The sequence below is a fragment of the Streptococcus sp. k-378 genome, assembly GCF_013277505.1.
Classification (GTDB): Bacteria; Bacillota; Bacilli; order Lactobacillales; family Streptococcaceae; genus Streptococcus; species Streptococcus pseudopneumoniae.
Genome location: NZ_VMNC01000027.1, coordinates 1 through 16,075, shown reverse-complemented (window position 1 = coordinate 16,075; position 16,075 = coordinate 1). Strand labels below are relative to the sequence as shown.

Annotated in this window: 12 protein-coding genes; 2 read left to right on the top strand and 10 right to left on the bottom strand. The window is 37.1% G+C overall.

Going from position 1 to position 16,075, the window contains the following annotated elements; genetic code table 11:
* Window positions 1-28 precede the first annotated feature (28 nt).
* The 10 genes from HT719_RS03380 to HT719_RS03335 all read right to left on the bottom strand — a co-directional run bounded on the left by HT719_RS03380 (window position 29) and on the right by HT719_RS03335 (window position 13,509).
* Window positions 29-175, bottom strand: coding sequence for a hypothetical protein (locus tag HT719_RS03380; protein WP_000770987.1), 147 nt, complete (start codon window positions 173-175; stop codon window positions 29-31).
* 296 nt (window positions 176-471) lie between these two features.
* Window positions 472-924 carry a CFI-box-CTERM domain-containing protein gene (locus tag HT719_RS03375; RefSeq protein WP_050223616.1) on the bottom strand — a complete coding sequence of 151 codons (453 nt, stop codon included), beginning with the start codon at window positions 922-924 and terminating at the stop codon, window positions 472-474.
* Between the two features lie 13 nt (window positions 925-937).
* Window positions 938-4,015: a DEAD/DEAH box helicase family protein gene (locus HT719_RS03370; protein ID WP_172928240.1), complete on the bottom strand. Its 3,078-nt coding sequence runs from the start codon at window positions 4,013-4,015 to the stop codon at window positions 938-940.
* Window positions 4,016-4,046: 31 nt separating this feature from the next.
* Window positions 4,047-4,751 carry an SLATT domain-containing protein gene (locus HT719_RS03365; RefSeq protein WP_001289777.1) on the bottom strand — a complete coding sequence of 235 codons (705 nt, stop codon included), beginning with the start codon at window positions 4,749-4,751 and terminating at the stop codon, window positions 4,047-4,049.
* Between the two features lies 1 nt (window position 4,752).
* The gene (locus HT719_RS03360; RefSeq protein ID WP_172928238.1) at window positions 4,753-6,519 is read right to left on the bottom strand and encodes a DNA methyltransferase; all 1,767 of its coding nucleotides are present in this window, start codon (window positions 6,517-6,519) and stop codon (window positions 4,753-4,755) included.
* 451 nt (window positions 6,520-6,970) lie between these two features.
* A complete protein-coding gene (locus HT719_RS03355) occupies window positions 6,971-7,654 on the bottom strand; it encodes a DUF4391 domain-containing protein (RefSeq protein ID WP_172928236.1) in 684 nt (227 codons plus the stop codon).
* The gene (locus tag HT719_RS03350; RefSeq protein ID WP_172928234.1) at window positions 7,647-10,904 is read right to left on the bottom strand and encodes a helicase-related protein; all 3,258 of its coding nucleotides are present in this window, start codon (window positions 10,902-10,904) and stop codon (window positions 7,647-7,649) included. The genes HT719_RS03355 and HT719_RS03350 overlap by 8 nt, the downstream gene beginning before the upstream one ends.
* Before the next feature lie 221 nt (window positions 10,905-11,125).
* Window positions 11,126-12,697 (bottom strand): signal recognition particle protein, encoded by a 1,572-nt coding sequence (gene ffh, locus HT719_RS03345; RefSeq protein WP_000863628.1) that lies wholly within the window; start codon window positions 12,695-12,697, stop codon window positions 11,126-11,128.
* 11 nt (window positions 12,698-12,708) lie between these two features.
* Entirely contained in the window at window positions 12,709-13,041 is a 333-nt protein-coding gene (locus HT719_RS03340) for a putative DNA-binding protein (RefSeq protein ID WP_000402066.1), read from the bottom strand.
* Window positions 13,042-13,131: 90 nt separating this feature from the next.
* Window positions 13,132-13,509 (bottom strand): DUF1934 domain-containing protein, encoded by a 378-nt coding sequence (locus HT719_RS03335; RefSeq protein ID WP_023936117.1) that lies wholly within the window; start codon window positions 13,507-13,509, stop codon window positions 13,132-13,134.
* Between the two features lie 71 nt (window positions 13,510-13,580).
* Here HT719_RS03335 and HT719_RS03330 point away from each other — a divergent pair, with 71 nt between their 5' ends.
* Window positions 13,581-14,885, top strand: coding sequence for an HD domain-containing protein (locus HT719_RS03330; RefSeq protein ID WP_172928232.1), 1,305 nt, complete (start codon window positions 13,581-13,583; stop codon window positions 14,883-14,885).
* A gap of 12 nt (window positions 14,886-14,897) precedes the next feature.
* A complete protein-coding gene (yidA, locus tag HT719_RS03325) occupies window positions 14,898-15,704 on the top strand; it encodes a sugar-phosphatase (RefSeq protein ID WP_172928230.1) in 807 nt (268 codons plus the stop codon).
* Window positions 15,705-16,075: the final 371 nt, after the last annotated feature.

Sequence of the window (16,075 nt, the reverse complement as noted above, 5' to 3'; positions counted from 1 at the left end):
CTATTATATAATGCTTTTTTATTTTAGTCTAGTCTAACAATTCATACCTTTGTATCTCTTTTGTTGTTTCTTCTTTTTTATCATTATCAACCCCAACAGTCACAAAGTTTACTCCAATAAATATAACCATGTAAAACAATACCAAGGCAAAGCCCAAACCCTTTAATAACTTCATTTTCTTTTCTCTACTTTCTTTTTTTGTGTTAGTCTTTTTAGTTTATCTTAATTATATATACTCTTAAAACCCAAGGGGTAAAAATCCCCCCTTACAATCCTACCATTTCATCAAGCCAGCTAGAGAAATTGGCTTCCTTTGTATCTTCCTCATTCCATTCAAAATCTTCCAAGTATGTTCTATTAGTGATTAGTTTGACACGTTTGTTTTGGTATTGGGGATATAAATAGAATAGGGGGTCTCTTCACTATACAAGTTAGCGAGGACCCGAACTCTTTTCCTATACTCTACTCGTTTTATTGGACCACTTTTTGAGACAATTCTAGTGTATATGTTTTATACAATTGATGGCAAGTTTGATTCTCTCCTATTTTAATCAAGGAAACACAAGGTAAGACAAGTCCTGACCAGATAGACTCTAGTATTTCCTCACGATTTGAATGTTCTTCTAACTTGGCAACAATCTGAGGAGCCATCTTATAGTAGGATTCAATTTCCTCCTGACCACCATCTTTAAAAGCTAGATAAGAATCCCTGAATTTTCGCAAAGTCATCAATTCATCACAGTCATCTGCCAATCCCTTGTAAGTTACAGCTGCTTCTGTCAAATAACAACCTCTTTGTTCAATCTGATAGTAAGCATCTGGTTCACCAAAAAATCCAGTTCTAGAGTGCACATATCTCTCTGCATCACTCCTACGTTGAAAAACAGCTACTTCTCTTCCCTTACGATATACAATAAATTCCATTTCTTTTACCTCCCTATCTTACAATATTTAATAATTCCTCGTAACTTGAAACCACATCATAGATGTGCTGATCATTAATTAATCCAGCTTGTGCCAAAGCTTTAAAGTGAGCACGCGCACATGCAATTTTTGCTTGCTCAGCTTGTTTTAATTGAAGACTAGACATAGAGCCTTTCGTTTCAGCAACAAAATAGATATGTTTGACACTACCTTCACGGAAGGCGATTGCCCAGTCAGGATTATAGTTTCCAAGTGGAGTCGCAATACTGAACTTCCCTGGTAACTTCACATAAACACGAACATCCTCGTATTGTTCCAAAGATTCTTTAAAGGCCTTCTCCGTATTTGAATCAATTTTTACAAAATTGTAAATCCCTTTTTTGGATTCAAGTAAGTGATCATCTGACCTGTTAGCAGTTTCAGGATTGTCATAAAACAAGTCCATATCATACTCTTCATTTAACACATTATACTGAATATGCTTGATAATTTGACTTGCTTTTTGTTCATTAATGAGTTTTGAAACCTTAAGAATAAACTCCTCTGGATTCTGTTTAAACTTGTCAAATTGGTAGACATAGATTTTACTTAATATTTCCGCAACCAATTTACGAGTTAAACCAGTCTGCTCAGCAATCTCCCCTAGTAAATCATATTTGGTCATAATCTGCGAACCAGTTAGATATTCTTGCTGACGATCATTTTCAGCCACTGTCAGATGGAGGCCTTCTTCCTTACTCATCTCAGTAGCGCTTGCCTGAGTTATTTGGAAGCTTGGTTTGCTAACGACTAATTTCTCATTGATATAGTCAACCGAATGTTTTACTAATTCCGCATCATCAAACTCTACTTGATAACTCGTCTTACGATTGATTTGCTTCCAGAGATTTAAAAATTCTTTTCGGGCAATATTTTCTTGATTGACCTCATTTGAGAATTGAATTACCGCATTATTGGCATTTTCAATTTCATACTGTCCAGCATGATAAACGCTCTCCAATATCTCTACCAGCTTATCCTCATAACCTGCTAGTGTTTCAGACAGTTGTAACTGATGATTTTCTTTTGCAGTAAAATATTCTGTGGTTAATTGTCCTTCACGGTCTATATAGCCTTGTCGGATCAAATTAAAGTGAATCGAATCTGCTTGTTCCTTGGTAATACGTCTTGTTTGTCCTTCTTGATTCGTTAGAACTTTATTCGTAAAGAGAGCAACATCCACTTTTGCAGGACGATCTGCTAAAAGTTCTTTGATTTCTTCTTGTAGACTCCGAGCAAATTGATCATAACTTTCATTTGCAATTACTGTCAGTTTATTGATTTCATGAACGTCAGTTCCTAAAAGTTCAAAATCCTGACGAATTCCATTTTGGTCAACTGCCAAACGCATACCACGACCAATTTCTTGACGTTTACGAGTCTCTGCTGAAGATTGCTTCAGCGTACAGATTTGAAAGACATTTGGGTTATCCCATCCCTCTTTTAGAGCTGAGTGAGAAAAGAGGAAACGAACTGGCTCTTCAAAGCTCAATAAACGCTCCTTGTCCTTCATAATCAAGTCATAGGCATCAATGTCATTTGAAAAATTATTTTTCTTTTCACTGGCAGATTTATAGTCCACAAAAATGGTCTTATCTGACTTCTTCACTTTATCTACCGAAAAGTAACCGGCATGAACTGAATTTCCCTCAAGATTAGCCTCCAAATATCGACGATAAGGAGTTGGTTCCTGTGTTTGGATAAACTGGTTTACTTGATTTCGGTATTCCTCTTCAAAAATCTGAGCATATTCACCATTATAGGCATCATTATGTTCATCATATTGCTTATACTTAGCCACTTCATCGATGAAAAATAGGGATAATACTTTAATTCTTCGATTGTACAGTTTACTTTCTTTTTCGAGATGACTTTTTATAGTCTCTCGGATTTGAATTCTTCTGATGCTAGACTCATCCACTTCCCCTATCACTTCACCGACATGAAGTTCTTGCGTCACACCAACTTGAAGTTTGTTCTCTCTTGCATCAAAGTGACTAAGGGTCATTCCTTTATAAGCAGATAAATTCCCCGATTCAGCATACAAATCAAAGGGTTCATCCACTACCTTCAATTTCCGTTTGACACCTGACTGCGTTTTTACTTCAAACTCAACTTTTGCTTTGGGGGCTCCTGTTTTTTGTGGAATGATTTCTTGTAGATATAGATATCCTTGTGTCCCGGTCGTCTCAGTTTGCTCAATAGCCTTAACTGCAATCTTCTTCACTAATTTTTGATTGTAAGCATCCATGGCATCCAATCTATAAACCATATCATGCTTTTCCTTATGGGTAGCCGAATAACGTAATGTAAACAATGGCTTGAAATCTTTTAGTCTTTCCTTTGTCTGTTTCCCTTCAACAGACTGAGGTTCATCAATAATCATAATCGGATTCATAGCTGCCAAGACGTCAATTGGACGACGCCAACGGAAACTTTCCTGTTCAGAATGAATCCGTCGCGCATCTTTGCCTTTTGCATTAAAGGCTTGAGAGTTGATGACCATAATTTGAAGGTCTGACGAATTGGTAAAACTATCCAAATCACCTAAACGTGAAGAATCGTAGACAAAATAGCGTGGTTGTTTGCCATACTCCATCTGAAAGTGGCTTGACATAATTTGTAATGACTTGAGAACCCCTTCACGAATGGCTACACTTGGAACGACAATGACAAATTTAAGCCAGCCATACCGTTTATTTAACTCCATAATTGTACGGATGTAAGTATAGGTCTTCCCTGTTCCCGTCTCCATCTCTATTGAAAAATTATATGCTTCTCGTCCAGCAATCATATCAATCGATAGTTTATCAGAAGGACGCAAACCATAACGAGTTTGCATGGCATGAACATTTTCTCGTATACTTGCTTGACTCAATTGAATCGGTGCATTTCGATAAGCATCTAAAACTAAATCTACCTCATCTGACTTGAGACGACCTGGATCCGCCATATACCGAACTCCAGTATGTTTAGCTTGTCCTTGAAATAAATCCGCAATGGCACTAACCGCATCCAACTGGAATTGTTGTTTTTTAAATTGTAGTTTCATAATTTATTTTCTTCTTTATAATTTATTACTTTTAAGATAAAACCAAATACCAGATAAGAACTAATGGAATCAATAAATATTGAAACCAAATAATGATTTTATTCCAACTAAAATCATGTCTCTTGATAAATTTCTCAATATAAATAAAGGCATTTTTCAGCCAACACTTTTTCTTATCATCTTCACTTGTCTCATCTATTACTTTAGATTCCTTATCAGATTGCGAATCTCCTTGACCATATTTTCTCACCTGATACTTTTTAGCACACTTGTGATCATAATATGAATGATTTTCATTTCCCCGTAAACTAATTTGATACCTTGACATTATCTGTTGATACTTATTAATTTTTTCATCATCACTAAGTGATTTTTGGAAAATAATTGATTTTAATTCAAGTAAAAAGTCTTCTAATTCTAACTGATGATAGTGTAGTTTCAAAGCTCTCTCATTATAATTCAACTTTACAACAAAATTCTGGACAAGTAAAGAGTATATGGAAAACAAAGCAGATAAAGCTAATCTATCTTTATTTTCAGGTTTTATTAACGAATACACTAATAAACCCGTTGACATTATACTCATTGCTAAAAAGATCAATTCCCATTTTTCAGCATATTCGTACAATCTTTTACTCGTATTAATCCTAGCTGAACGCACAATATCTATCGAATTGCATTTTAAGTTAATCTCATAGTCTATATCTCTATCTTTAAAATCAAGAATTTCGCTCACATTACACCACCTTCACTTTCGTATGTGGTGACAATTCTTTGAAGATTTCACTTACGTTAATCTTATCTGCTGAATTGGCAAATGAGCTATCACGGAAAACAGCACGGAGTGGTTGTGCTTGAGCGATGTGACGGATAACTTCTTCTGATATTTCATCTTCAAAACAAGCCATGAGTGAGCCTTGATCTACATCATAGATTTCTGCTCCTGCTACTTTCTCCAAATCAATGGTTAGTGACAGTTCCATACCCCATGTCAGCATCACTTGGAAAAGTAAGTCGAGGCCAGTACGTCCTTCCTTGATATTGGATACACTATCAAAGAGTTCTCCTTGAATAAATTGATCCGGTCTAGCTGAAACATCCTTAAAGTTAGAAGAATCTAACTTATAAGCTTTAAAACCAAAGTCCTGCTTGCCAACCAACTCTGGATGCTCCTCCTGAATCTTTGCAGCAGCACGACGAATCCGCTCCCGAGAAATCTGGTCAATAGTTTCATAACCTGCTTCTTTAGCAACAGACTTATCAGCTACTTCCTCATCCAACGTACACAGGATAAACTTACGATTTCCACCATCTTCAGCATTCAGTTGCATGACTGCATCAGCTGTAGTACCAGAACCACCGAAGAAGTCGAGAATTACAGAATCTTGCTTACTAGAATATTTAAGCAAGTCTTTTACAAATAGTACTGGTTTAGGAAAATCAAAAAACTTCTTATTTTCAAATACTTTATTAAGTTCAGGAGTTGCATTAAAATTTGAAAATTCTTTAGTAATATAGTCCAACGTTGTATAAGGATTTGAAGGAACTACAGGATTATCATTATTATCACGATATTCATAAGATTTAGCATATACTTTCCATCGTTCACCTTGTTTTTTAAAAACTAAATAATCATTTTCTAATCCCCATTTAACTTTTTCTTTAGACCATCTGAATATTTTACTTTTATCATGAAAACCTTCACCTGGCCAAATTTCAGTCCCATCTGGTGCAGTTATAGGATAATTCAGACTATCTGAGTATTGAAGGCTCCCCTTGTCTAATTGTGAGATATAGTATCTACCTCTAGAATTTATAAACTCGTCTTCTAAAGGATATAATTTTAATCGTTCCTTCTCACTTTTTTCTCTTCTATTGAGCGTCAAATTATCAAAGTTTTTGGAATACGTTAATAAGTATTCATGATAAACCGAAGCGGTAGTTGAGTCTTGTTTTCCTGAATTTATAGTTCTTCTAACAAAAGTTGCTACAAAATTCTCTTCCCCAAATATCTCATCACAAATAGCTTTCAGATTAGCTTGTTCATTATCATCAATAGAGATAAAGATAACACCTGAATCTTTGAGGAGATTTCTTGCTAAGCGCAGGCGTGGATACATCATATTGAGCCAGTCTGAGTGATAACGGGCCGAACTTTTTTCATTTTTTGTGAGTCCAATGACCTGGCGTCCTTCTTCATCCAAAAGTTCCATCTCTTCTTTCAGCTCTTCATCTGTTTTTTGGAACTTATCAGAATATACAAAGTCTTTCCCTGTATTATAGGGTGGATCGATATAAATCATATCGATTTTTCCTAGATAGGATTCTTGTAAGATTTTCAAGACTTCTAAATTATCTCCAGTAATAAAGACATTTTCACTGTTTTCAAAGTCAACACTTTCATCAAGATCTGGTCTTAGGGTTTTGGTAGTTGGTCGCCCAGCTTCTGCAATAGCTTCACGCTTTCCAACCCAAGTAAACTCATAGGATTCTCGACCATCCACAATTTCCTCTGATAAAAACTGTTTAAGTTTCTCAAAGTCAATCGCAGGACGTAATTTGCCGTATTCATCCCTCTTTTCCGTCAGAACTTCAGGAAAAAGTTGACCAATTTTTGAAATATTATCTGTAAAAACATCTTTTGAAGTGAGAGTTAATTTCTCAAGTCCAGAGTTTTCACCTGTGTGCTGTGCTGTGCTGTGCTGTGCTGTGCTGTGCTGTGCTGTGCTGTGCTGTGCTGTGCTGTGCTGTGCTGTGCTGTGCTCATGGTAGTATCCTTTCTTAGCTTTGTCAAGCTTTTGTAATTTTAATTTTATAAAAAATTAAGTTGGCTTATCCTATCTTTGTAATACTTCATTTTTAATACATTACAGCTTCATTCTATCAAAAATAGGGGTTGAAATCAAAAGAGTTCTCTAATCTCAATTTCTGATTTTCCTTTGTCAAAATTTACAATCAATTTTGCTTCTTTAAATCTTCTATTTCTTTCAATGTAGCCTGATAGTCTCTTTTTATTTCCATTTGTTTTCTCATTGATTTTTCAGCATACATCTTTTTCTTTAGCTGTTGTGCCTTCTTATCTAATTTATCTAATTGGTCACTGAGTTCAATAGAGCTTCTAAGATTACTTGCTTCTAAAACTTGTAATTCTTTCTTACCAGTTTCTTTTACAAGACTCTCATAAACATCATCTAAATCATTTCCCTCAAAGTCAATGCTTACATCATCATGCGTCTGAAAGCGACGGACAATCTTAAAGTGCTTACCATCCTTTTCTTGACTTAAAGGCTCTTTATAATGAATAAGAAGTTCTTCTCTACCTTGTGGATATTTTAATACAAAGGCTGTGTAAATCCCTAATCTTATATCTAGCTGTTCTAATAAAGTTAAGGAAACATCCATTTGTTCGAGTTCTATTTCTAAAACCAGGATTTGCTTCACTATTTTTCCAGCAGGAATATTAGTGGTACCTGTATCAATCTGATGAGTAATTTGAATTGCTCTAATCTGTTCTCTTAAATCTTTCTTTTCTTTTACAGAAACATTAAGATTATCAAAAAAATCACTATTACCCTTTTTATGAGGCCGATATAGAAGGTGAGGTTTTGATAAAGCTGTATAGGATGGAAATCTAATCATCAGAATCTCCTTTCATCAATATAAAGAAACAAATTAACTCAAAATCATCCATTCCCTCAATGCTGGTATTCATCAAGTCAACAGATCCAAAGTTAAATAGGGCATCCATCGTTGAGATCTGATCATGTTCCATTAGTTGATCGATTGCCTCTTGAAGCAATTCCGAATAAACAACCATTTCTTTACCATCTTTTGTTTGACGATTGAACTTGTCTACCACATGACTCAACGGTTTACTTTGACCCCGACAAATGCTACTGAGGTGCTCCAATATTTTCTTACTTTCAGACGGAGATAACAGTAGTTCTCCATTTCTATTGATGTAGAGGATATAATATGGATGAAGCTGATTTTGATTATTTTTTCCTTTTATCTGTTCTTTATTTTTTAGGACAAAAATGACACCTTCTGATTCTTTATTGGAGGCAGGTAAAATAGCTTGCAAGCCTCTTGGAACTTTTTCTAACTCAGGATGTTCTTCCAAATACTTAAGAAGGTCTATGCGATAATCTTCTAATCCCAAATCCATAATGGAAATACCATCATTCATCTCTTCTAAATCAACCACTTCATCTCTAAGACGTTCTAATTGTTTTCTTCGATAATTATTATCCTCTATTTCTTCACTAGATAAAACATTATCATCTGCTGTTGAAGTCAAAACAGAAATCTTCATCCTCGATTCAACCCTAGACTTAAGATCGATATACTCATCTAACTCAAGATTTGGCCAAAAGTTAACCAATTGAATGTATTTATTTTGACTACCAATTCGATCCACTCGACCAAATCGTTGAACAATACGGACGGGATTCCAGTGGATATCGTAATTAACCATCATATCTGCGTCTTGCAAGTTTTGACCTTCGGAAATCACATCTGTTGCAATTAAAAGATCAATCTCACTCTCATCACCAGGAAACAGAACATCACGAGATTTTGATTTAGGAGAAAAATAAGTTAATAAAGAATTGAGGTCTTTATTTTTAGTTTCCAAAGTTGTTGCAAAACCCTTTGTACCTGAAATCTGAGCAGTGTAAAGACCATACTTATCCAAGACATACTGGCTAATATGTTTATAAAGGTAGTTGGTTGTTGTCGCAAATGCAGAGAAAATAATCAACTTTTTATTACCAGCATTGATTGGATTTGTTAGCTTCTCATCTATCAAGGTAAAAAGAGTCTGCAGTTTTTGGTCTTCTTGTGGCGTTATTTTACTGATTAGATCTTCTAGCTCTATCAATACTGCAAAATCTTGTTCTAACTCGACCTTCCAACTACGATAATCCATATCTTGTAAAGCAATACGATTTTTCTTACCAATAGAGAACTCGAAATTACTATCTTCCAAATCAAAATCATCTTCATCAAGATGAGAATCAAGAGATAAATGATCCAAGCCTGTCAATTCATATTCCTCGATAGCCTTTAAGGTCTTTTCTACATAATCTTTAACAACATCTATTAAAGTATATCGAAAAGCTGCAACAGAACTTTCTAAACGTTTAAGCAGGTTAATCATCATCAGTTTTTTGATACCAGACTCACGACCAAACTGAGTTAAATTCCCCATTTTTCCTTCTTTACTTTTATCGTATTTAGCTCTCTTTGATGGGTAAATATGTATTGATGGTTGATAGATAGTCAACTGTAGTTTATCAAGTAAGTGATATAATTTTTTATAGGTAATTCCGAGATTTGAAACCGTTAAATCAGGTTCAAAATTAAGAGGTTTTAAGCGCTGCGGAAATTCTCCAATAGCTTCTCTATCATAAAATTCGCGAATATGTTTTCTACTTCTGGCTATCGTTACACTATCTAGTACTTTAAAGAAATCAAAATCTAATGTAGATAGCAATTTATCTGTTGTTCTCTCTTCTGCAGGTAGATCAGCCCACTTATTATAAGCAGATTGAGCATTTCTGAAAATATCGTTTATAGATGATTTTGTTTCTAATTTACTATCAATTTGATCCGTATCTCCCTCATAGGCTAAAGCAATTTGATTTTTCAAATCATTAAAGCGATTATTAACAGGTGTGGCTGATAGCATGAGTACCTTTGTAGGAACACCAGACTTTATGATGCGATTCATTAAACGGCTGTATCGATTTTCTCTTCCCTCGGATAAGTCATTTTCGCTAGAGCCTCCATTTCTAAAATTATGGGACTCATCAATAACAACCAAATCATAAGTATGCCAATTATTTAAGGACAGATCAATTCCATTAGAGTGTCCTTTATCTCTACTAAGATCTGTATGATAAAGCACGTCATAAAGCAAATGTCTATCATAAATTGGATTATTTACATAATCATGACGATACATATTCCAGTTATTTTCTAACTTTTTAGGACAAAGTACTAAAATACGTTTTCCTCGATAAGCATAATAAGTCATGACCGCTAAAGCTGTATAAGTCTTCCCTAGACCAACCGAATCCGCTAGAATACATCCATTAAATTTTTCTAATTTAGAAATGATCGATTTTACTGCATCCTTTTGGAAATCATATAACAGCCCCCAAATTTTACTTTCTTTATAGCCAACCCCTTCATTGGGTAAAAAGTCTTCATTTATATCTTCTAAAAATTCATTGAATAAATTATATAGCATCACATAGTAAACGAACTCAGGAGAATGTTCTTTATGAGCTAGGTTTAAATTCTCCAAAAACTCTTCTGTAACATCACGAAAATAATCATCTTCTTCCCAAAGATTATCAAATTCATCTAAATAATTTAAACTAAGTGGTGCATGATAGAGGTTTCTACTCGTTTTAAATAGAGAAGCTTCATATCCTAATTCTTTGCGATCAAAGTTTTTCAAACGATCTACTGCCACTACATCATCCGAATTTTCAATTCGAATACCATTTGGCATTTCATCTGTTTCAATATTAATCGATTTGAATTGCGCTTTTCTTCGGATCCAATCAGCACATTCACGAGCAATCGCTTTTTGGGTCAGCTCATTCATCAATTTCAGTTCATACTTGCCACCAAAGATCGATTGTTCCCGTTCTTTTTTGGGTATCGTATATTCACGGAAATCTGTTTTGGTTTCATCTGTTATAAAAGTCGGATTTGTAAAAATAAATTTTAACTCTTCTATATTCTCCAATTCCTCTTTCAACTGCTGATAAGCAAACATAGAAAAGGTTGCTGCTGCAATCTTGACTCGGCTCTCTGATTTCAATTCTTTCTTTAACTCATCTCCAAGACGAATTGATCGATTATCAATTTCCATAATTCCTCCTTGTTAGACTATTTCTACTATTATATCATTCTTTGCAAATTCAAAATAGACTTTTTTTCTTCTTTCTAATACTCAATGAAAATCAAAGAGGAAGCTAGCCGTATGCTGCTCAAAACACTGTTTTGAGGTTGCTACGGTAAGGCGACGTTGACGTGGTTTGAAGAGATTTTCGAAGAGTATAAAAAAGGAAAGCTCTGCGGCCTTCCTTCGTCTTACTTGCGTTTCTTCTTCGCTTTTTTCATTTTATTCGCCATGCGTTTCATGGACTGTTTCATGGCAAATTCACCGATTTTACCTTTGAGTCCGCCACCAAACATTTGGCTCATATCTGGCATTCCTGCTCCTCCGAGAGCTGACAGGTCAGGCATACCGCCTTGTCCCATCATTCCTTCAAGGGCAGACATATCCATTCCTCCCATATTTGGCATATTTTTAGGAAGGTTGTTTGGATTGATTCCCATTTGCTTCATCATTTTGTTCATATCTCCAGACATAACACCCTGCATGAGTTGTTTAGCCTGGTTAAAGTCTTTAATGAATTTATTAACTTCGACAAATGTATTCCCAGAACCAGCTGCGATACGACGTCGACGGCTTGGATTTAGCAAATCTGGGTTTTCACGTTCTTCAGGTGTCATGGAAGACACAATGGCACGTTTACGAGCAATCTGACGCTCATCTACCTTCATGTTTTGAAGGGCTGGATTGTTAGCCATACCTGGAATCATCTTGAGCAAGTCTTCCATTGGCCCCATGTTTTGTACCTGATCCAACTGATCGATGAAATCATTAAAATCAAAGGTGTTTTCGCGCATCTTCTCAGCCATTTCAAGAGCTTTTTGCTCATCGTATTCTTGAGAAGCTTTTTCAATCAAAGTGAGCATATCCCCCATGCCAAGGATACGGCTAGACATGCGGTCTGGGTGGAAGGTTTCAATGTCCGTAATCTTTTCACCTGTACCAGTAAACTTGATTGGTTTTCCAGTAATGTGACGAACAGATAGAGCCGCACCACCACGAGTATCGCCGTCAATCTTGGTAAGGATAACCCCAGTCACTTCCAACTGAGCATTAAACTCACGCGCAACATTGGCCGCTTCTTGACCAATCATGGCATCAACCACGAGGAGAATTTCATTTGGTTGAGCCAGTGCTTTTACGTCACGAAGCTCGTTCATCAAAAGCTCATCAATCTGCAAACGACCCGCAGTATCAATCAAGACATAGTCGTTATGATTAGTTTGGGCTTGCTCCAAACCTTGACGTACAATCTCAACAGCTGGTACTTCTGTTCCAAGTGCAAAGACAGGCACATCAATCTGTTGTCCCAAGGTCTTAAGCTGGTCAATGGCAGCTGGACGATAAATATCCGCCGCAATCATCAAAGGACGAGCATTTTCTTCTTTCTTGAGTTTGTTGGCCAATTTACCAGCAAAGGTTGTTTTACCAGCCCCTTGTAAACCAACCATCATGATGATGGTTGGAATCTTAGGTGACTTGATAATTTCCGCCGTATCAGAACCTAAAACGGCTGTCAGTTCCTCATCAACGATTTTAATAATCTGTTGCGCAGGATTAAGGGTATCAATGACCTCATGCCCGACTGCACGCTCACGAACTTTCTTGATAAAGTCCTTTACAACAGGCAAGGCAACGTCGGCCTCGAGCAAGGCCAAGCGAATTTCTTTGGTTGCCTCTTGGACATCAGATTCAGAGATTTTTCCTTTTTTACGTAAATTTTTAAAGACGTTCTGCAAACGTTCTGTTAAACTTTCAAATGCCATTTTTCTTCCTCTTATTCTCTATTATCAATGCTTGTTAAAATTTCTATCTGCTCCTGCAGAAAGTCATCCTTGGGATAGCGCTCCAAAATCTGATCAAAAATCTGACTGCGGACAATGTAGTCCGAGTACATGTGCAATTTCATCTCATAATCTTCCAGAATCTTTTCTGTCCGCTTGATATTATCATAGACAGCCTGACGACTGACACCAAACTCCTCGGCAATCTCAGCAAGGCTGTAATCATCAGCGTAGTAGAGCTCGATATAATTCATTTGCTTATCTGTCAAAAGCGCCGCATAAAATTCAAAGAGCGCATTCATACGATTGGTTTTTTCAATTTCCATAACTTTTATTATACCAAAAAATAGCCTAATCTACCACATTAGGAAGCCAATCCGAGAAGATAGCTAGCTAAATTTGAAAAAGACATGAGACTAGCCCCAAGTAATTTCCAATTGATAGCTGGCAAAGGGATGTCCCTCTTGGTTTTGCAGTTGATAGTCTAGTTCAATCTTTTGCCCATCTACTTGATAATGGCTCGTTTGGATGATAAACTCCTGCATGCCCATAGGTGTAGGGATATAGGCTAAACTATCACTATCCTTTAGAAAGCGCATAGTGGTCTTGGGATTGGAAAAACGGCTCATCACCAGCTCTTGACCATGAAATTTAATCACTACTTTTTCCTTTTCCTCATTATAAAAAAGCAGGTAGCTATAATCTCCCTTTTCATGCACTTCAACGTCATAGAGCTGGTCAATCACTTCCAACTGCTCATCAAACTGAATCGTATTTCGCATCCGAATCTTCACATCAGGTCCTCTTTCTTGTCTCTTGTCCTACTATTTTACCAAAAAGAGCAGGATTTTGCTATAATGGTCATATGAACGAAAAAGTATTCCGTGACCCTGTTCACAACTACATCCATGTCAATAATCAAATCATCTATGACTTGATTAATACAAAAGAATTTCAACGTTTGCGCCGTATTAAGCAACTGGGAACTTCCAGTTATACCTTCCACGGTGGAGAACACAGTCGCTTCTCCCATTGTCTTGGAGTCTATGAGATTGCTCGTCGCATCACGGAGATTTTTGAAGAAAAATATCCTGAAGAATGGAATCCTGCCGAGTCTCTCTTGACCATGACCGCGGCCCTCCTACATGACCTTGGGCATGGTGCCTACTCCCATACTTTTGAACATCTCTTTGATACAGATCATGAGGCCATTACTCAGGAAATCATCCAAAGTCCTGAAACGGAGATTCACCAAGTCCTGCTACAAGTGGCGCCTGATTTCCCAGAAAAGGTTGCCAGTGTCATCGACCATACCTATTCTAACAAGCAGGTCGTACAACTCATTTCTAGCCAGATTGATGCAGACCGCATGGACTATCTCTTGCGTGACTCCTATTTTACAGGAGCATCCTATGGGGAATTTGACCTGACTCGAATTCTCCGAGTCATTCGTCCTGTCGAAAACGGTATTGCCTTTCAGCGCAATGGCATGCATGCCATCGAAGACTATGTCCTTAGCCGTTACCAGATGTACATGCAGGTTTATTTCCACCCAGCAACACGCGCTATGGAAGTTCTCCTACAGAATCTTCTCAAACGTGCTAAGGAACTCTATCCTGAGGACAAGGATTTCTTTGCCCGAACTTCTCCACACCTCCTGCCTTTCTTCGAAAAAAATGTGACCTTGACTGACTATCTGGCTCTGGATGATGGCGTGATGAATACCTACTTCCAGCTTTGGATGACCAGTCCTGACAAGATTCTTGCAGATTTATCGCAACGCTTTGTCAACCGCAAGGTCTTTAAATCCATTACCTTTTCACAAGAGGACCAAGACCAACTCGCTAGCATGAGAAAATTGGTTGAGGATATCGGCTTTGATCCCGACTACTACACTGCCATTCATAAGAACTTTGACCTCCCTTATGATATCTATCGTCCCGAATCTGAAAACCCACGGACACAGATTGAGATTTTACAAAAAAATGGAGAACTAGCCGAACTCTCTAGCCTGTCTCCTATCGTCCAATCCCTTGCTGGCAGTCGCCACGGAGATAATCGCTTTTATTTTCCAAAAGAAATGTTGGACCAAAACAGCATCTTTGCTAGCATTACCCAGCAATTTTTACACTTGATTGAGAACGATCATTTTACCCCAAATAAAAACTAGAAGAGGAATTTTATGAGTATTAAACTTATCGCCGTCGATATTGACGGAACCCTAGTCAACAGCCAAAAGGAAATCACTCCTGAAGTTTTTTCTGCTATCCAAGATACCAAAGAAGCTGGTGTCAAAGTCGTGATTGCAACAGGCCGCCCTATCGCAGGCGTTGCCAAACTTCTAGACGACTTGCAGTTGAGAGACGAGGGTGACTATGTTGTGACCTTCAACGGTGCCCTTGTCCAAGAAACTGCTACAGGACATGAGATTATCAGCGAATCCTTGACCTATGAGGATTATCTAGATATGGAATTTCTCAGTCGTAAGCTCGGTGTCCACATGCACGCTATTACTAAAGACGGTATCTATACTGCCAATCGCAATATCGGAACATACACTGTGCACGAATCAACCCTCGTCAACATGCCTATCTTCTACCGCACACCTGAAGAAATGGCTGACAAGGAAATCGTCAAGTGTATGTTCATCGATGAGCCTGAGATTCTCGATGCTGCAATTGAAAAGATACCAGCAGAATTTTACGAGCTCTACTCTATCAACAAGTCTGCTCCTTTCTACCTCGAACTCCTTAAAAAGAATGTAGACAAGGGTTCAGCCATCACTCACCTAGCTGAAAAACTCGGATTGACCAAAGATCAAACCATGGCTATCGGTGACGAAGAAAATGACCGTGCCATGCTGGAAGTCGTTGGGAACCCCGTTGTCATGGAAAATGGAAATCCAGAAATCAAAAAAATCGCCAAATACATCACTAAAACAAATGACGAATCCGGTGTTGCCCATGCCATCCGAACATGGGTACTGTAAGAGGGTATGAATAGACGAAAACCGCTCAGTTGAGCGGTTTTTATAGTAAAATGAAATAGGAATAGGACAAATCAATTTCTAGTAATGTTTTAGAAGTCCAGATACACTATTCTAGTTTCAATCTACTATAGTATCTAATTACATACCCCCTGCTGGAATCGATAAATAGAAAAAACCTTATTTTAAGGCTCTTCCTATACTATTTATCAATAACCCTCTTTTAGAGTATGTCCGTAAGTTTGAATAATTTGTTGTATATCTTTATGCCTTAGTAATCTTGAAACAGCCCATATATCAACACCTTTTGATAATAGACTTCCTGCGAAACAAAATATGGTAGAATAGTTCTATGAATTATGAAGCAAGTAAAC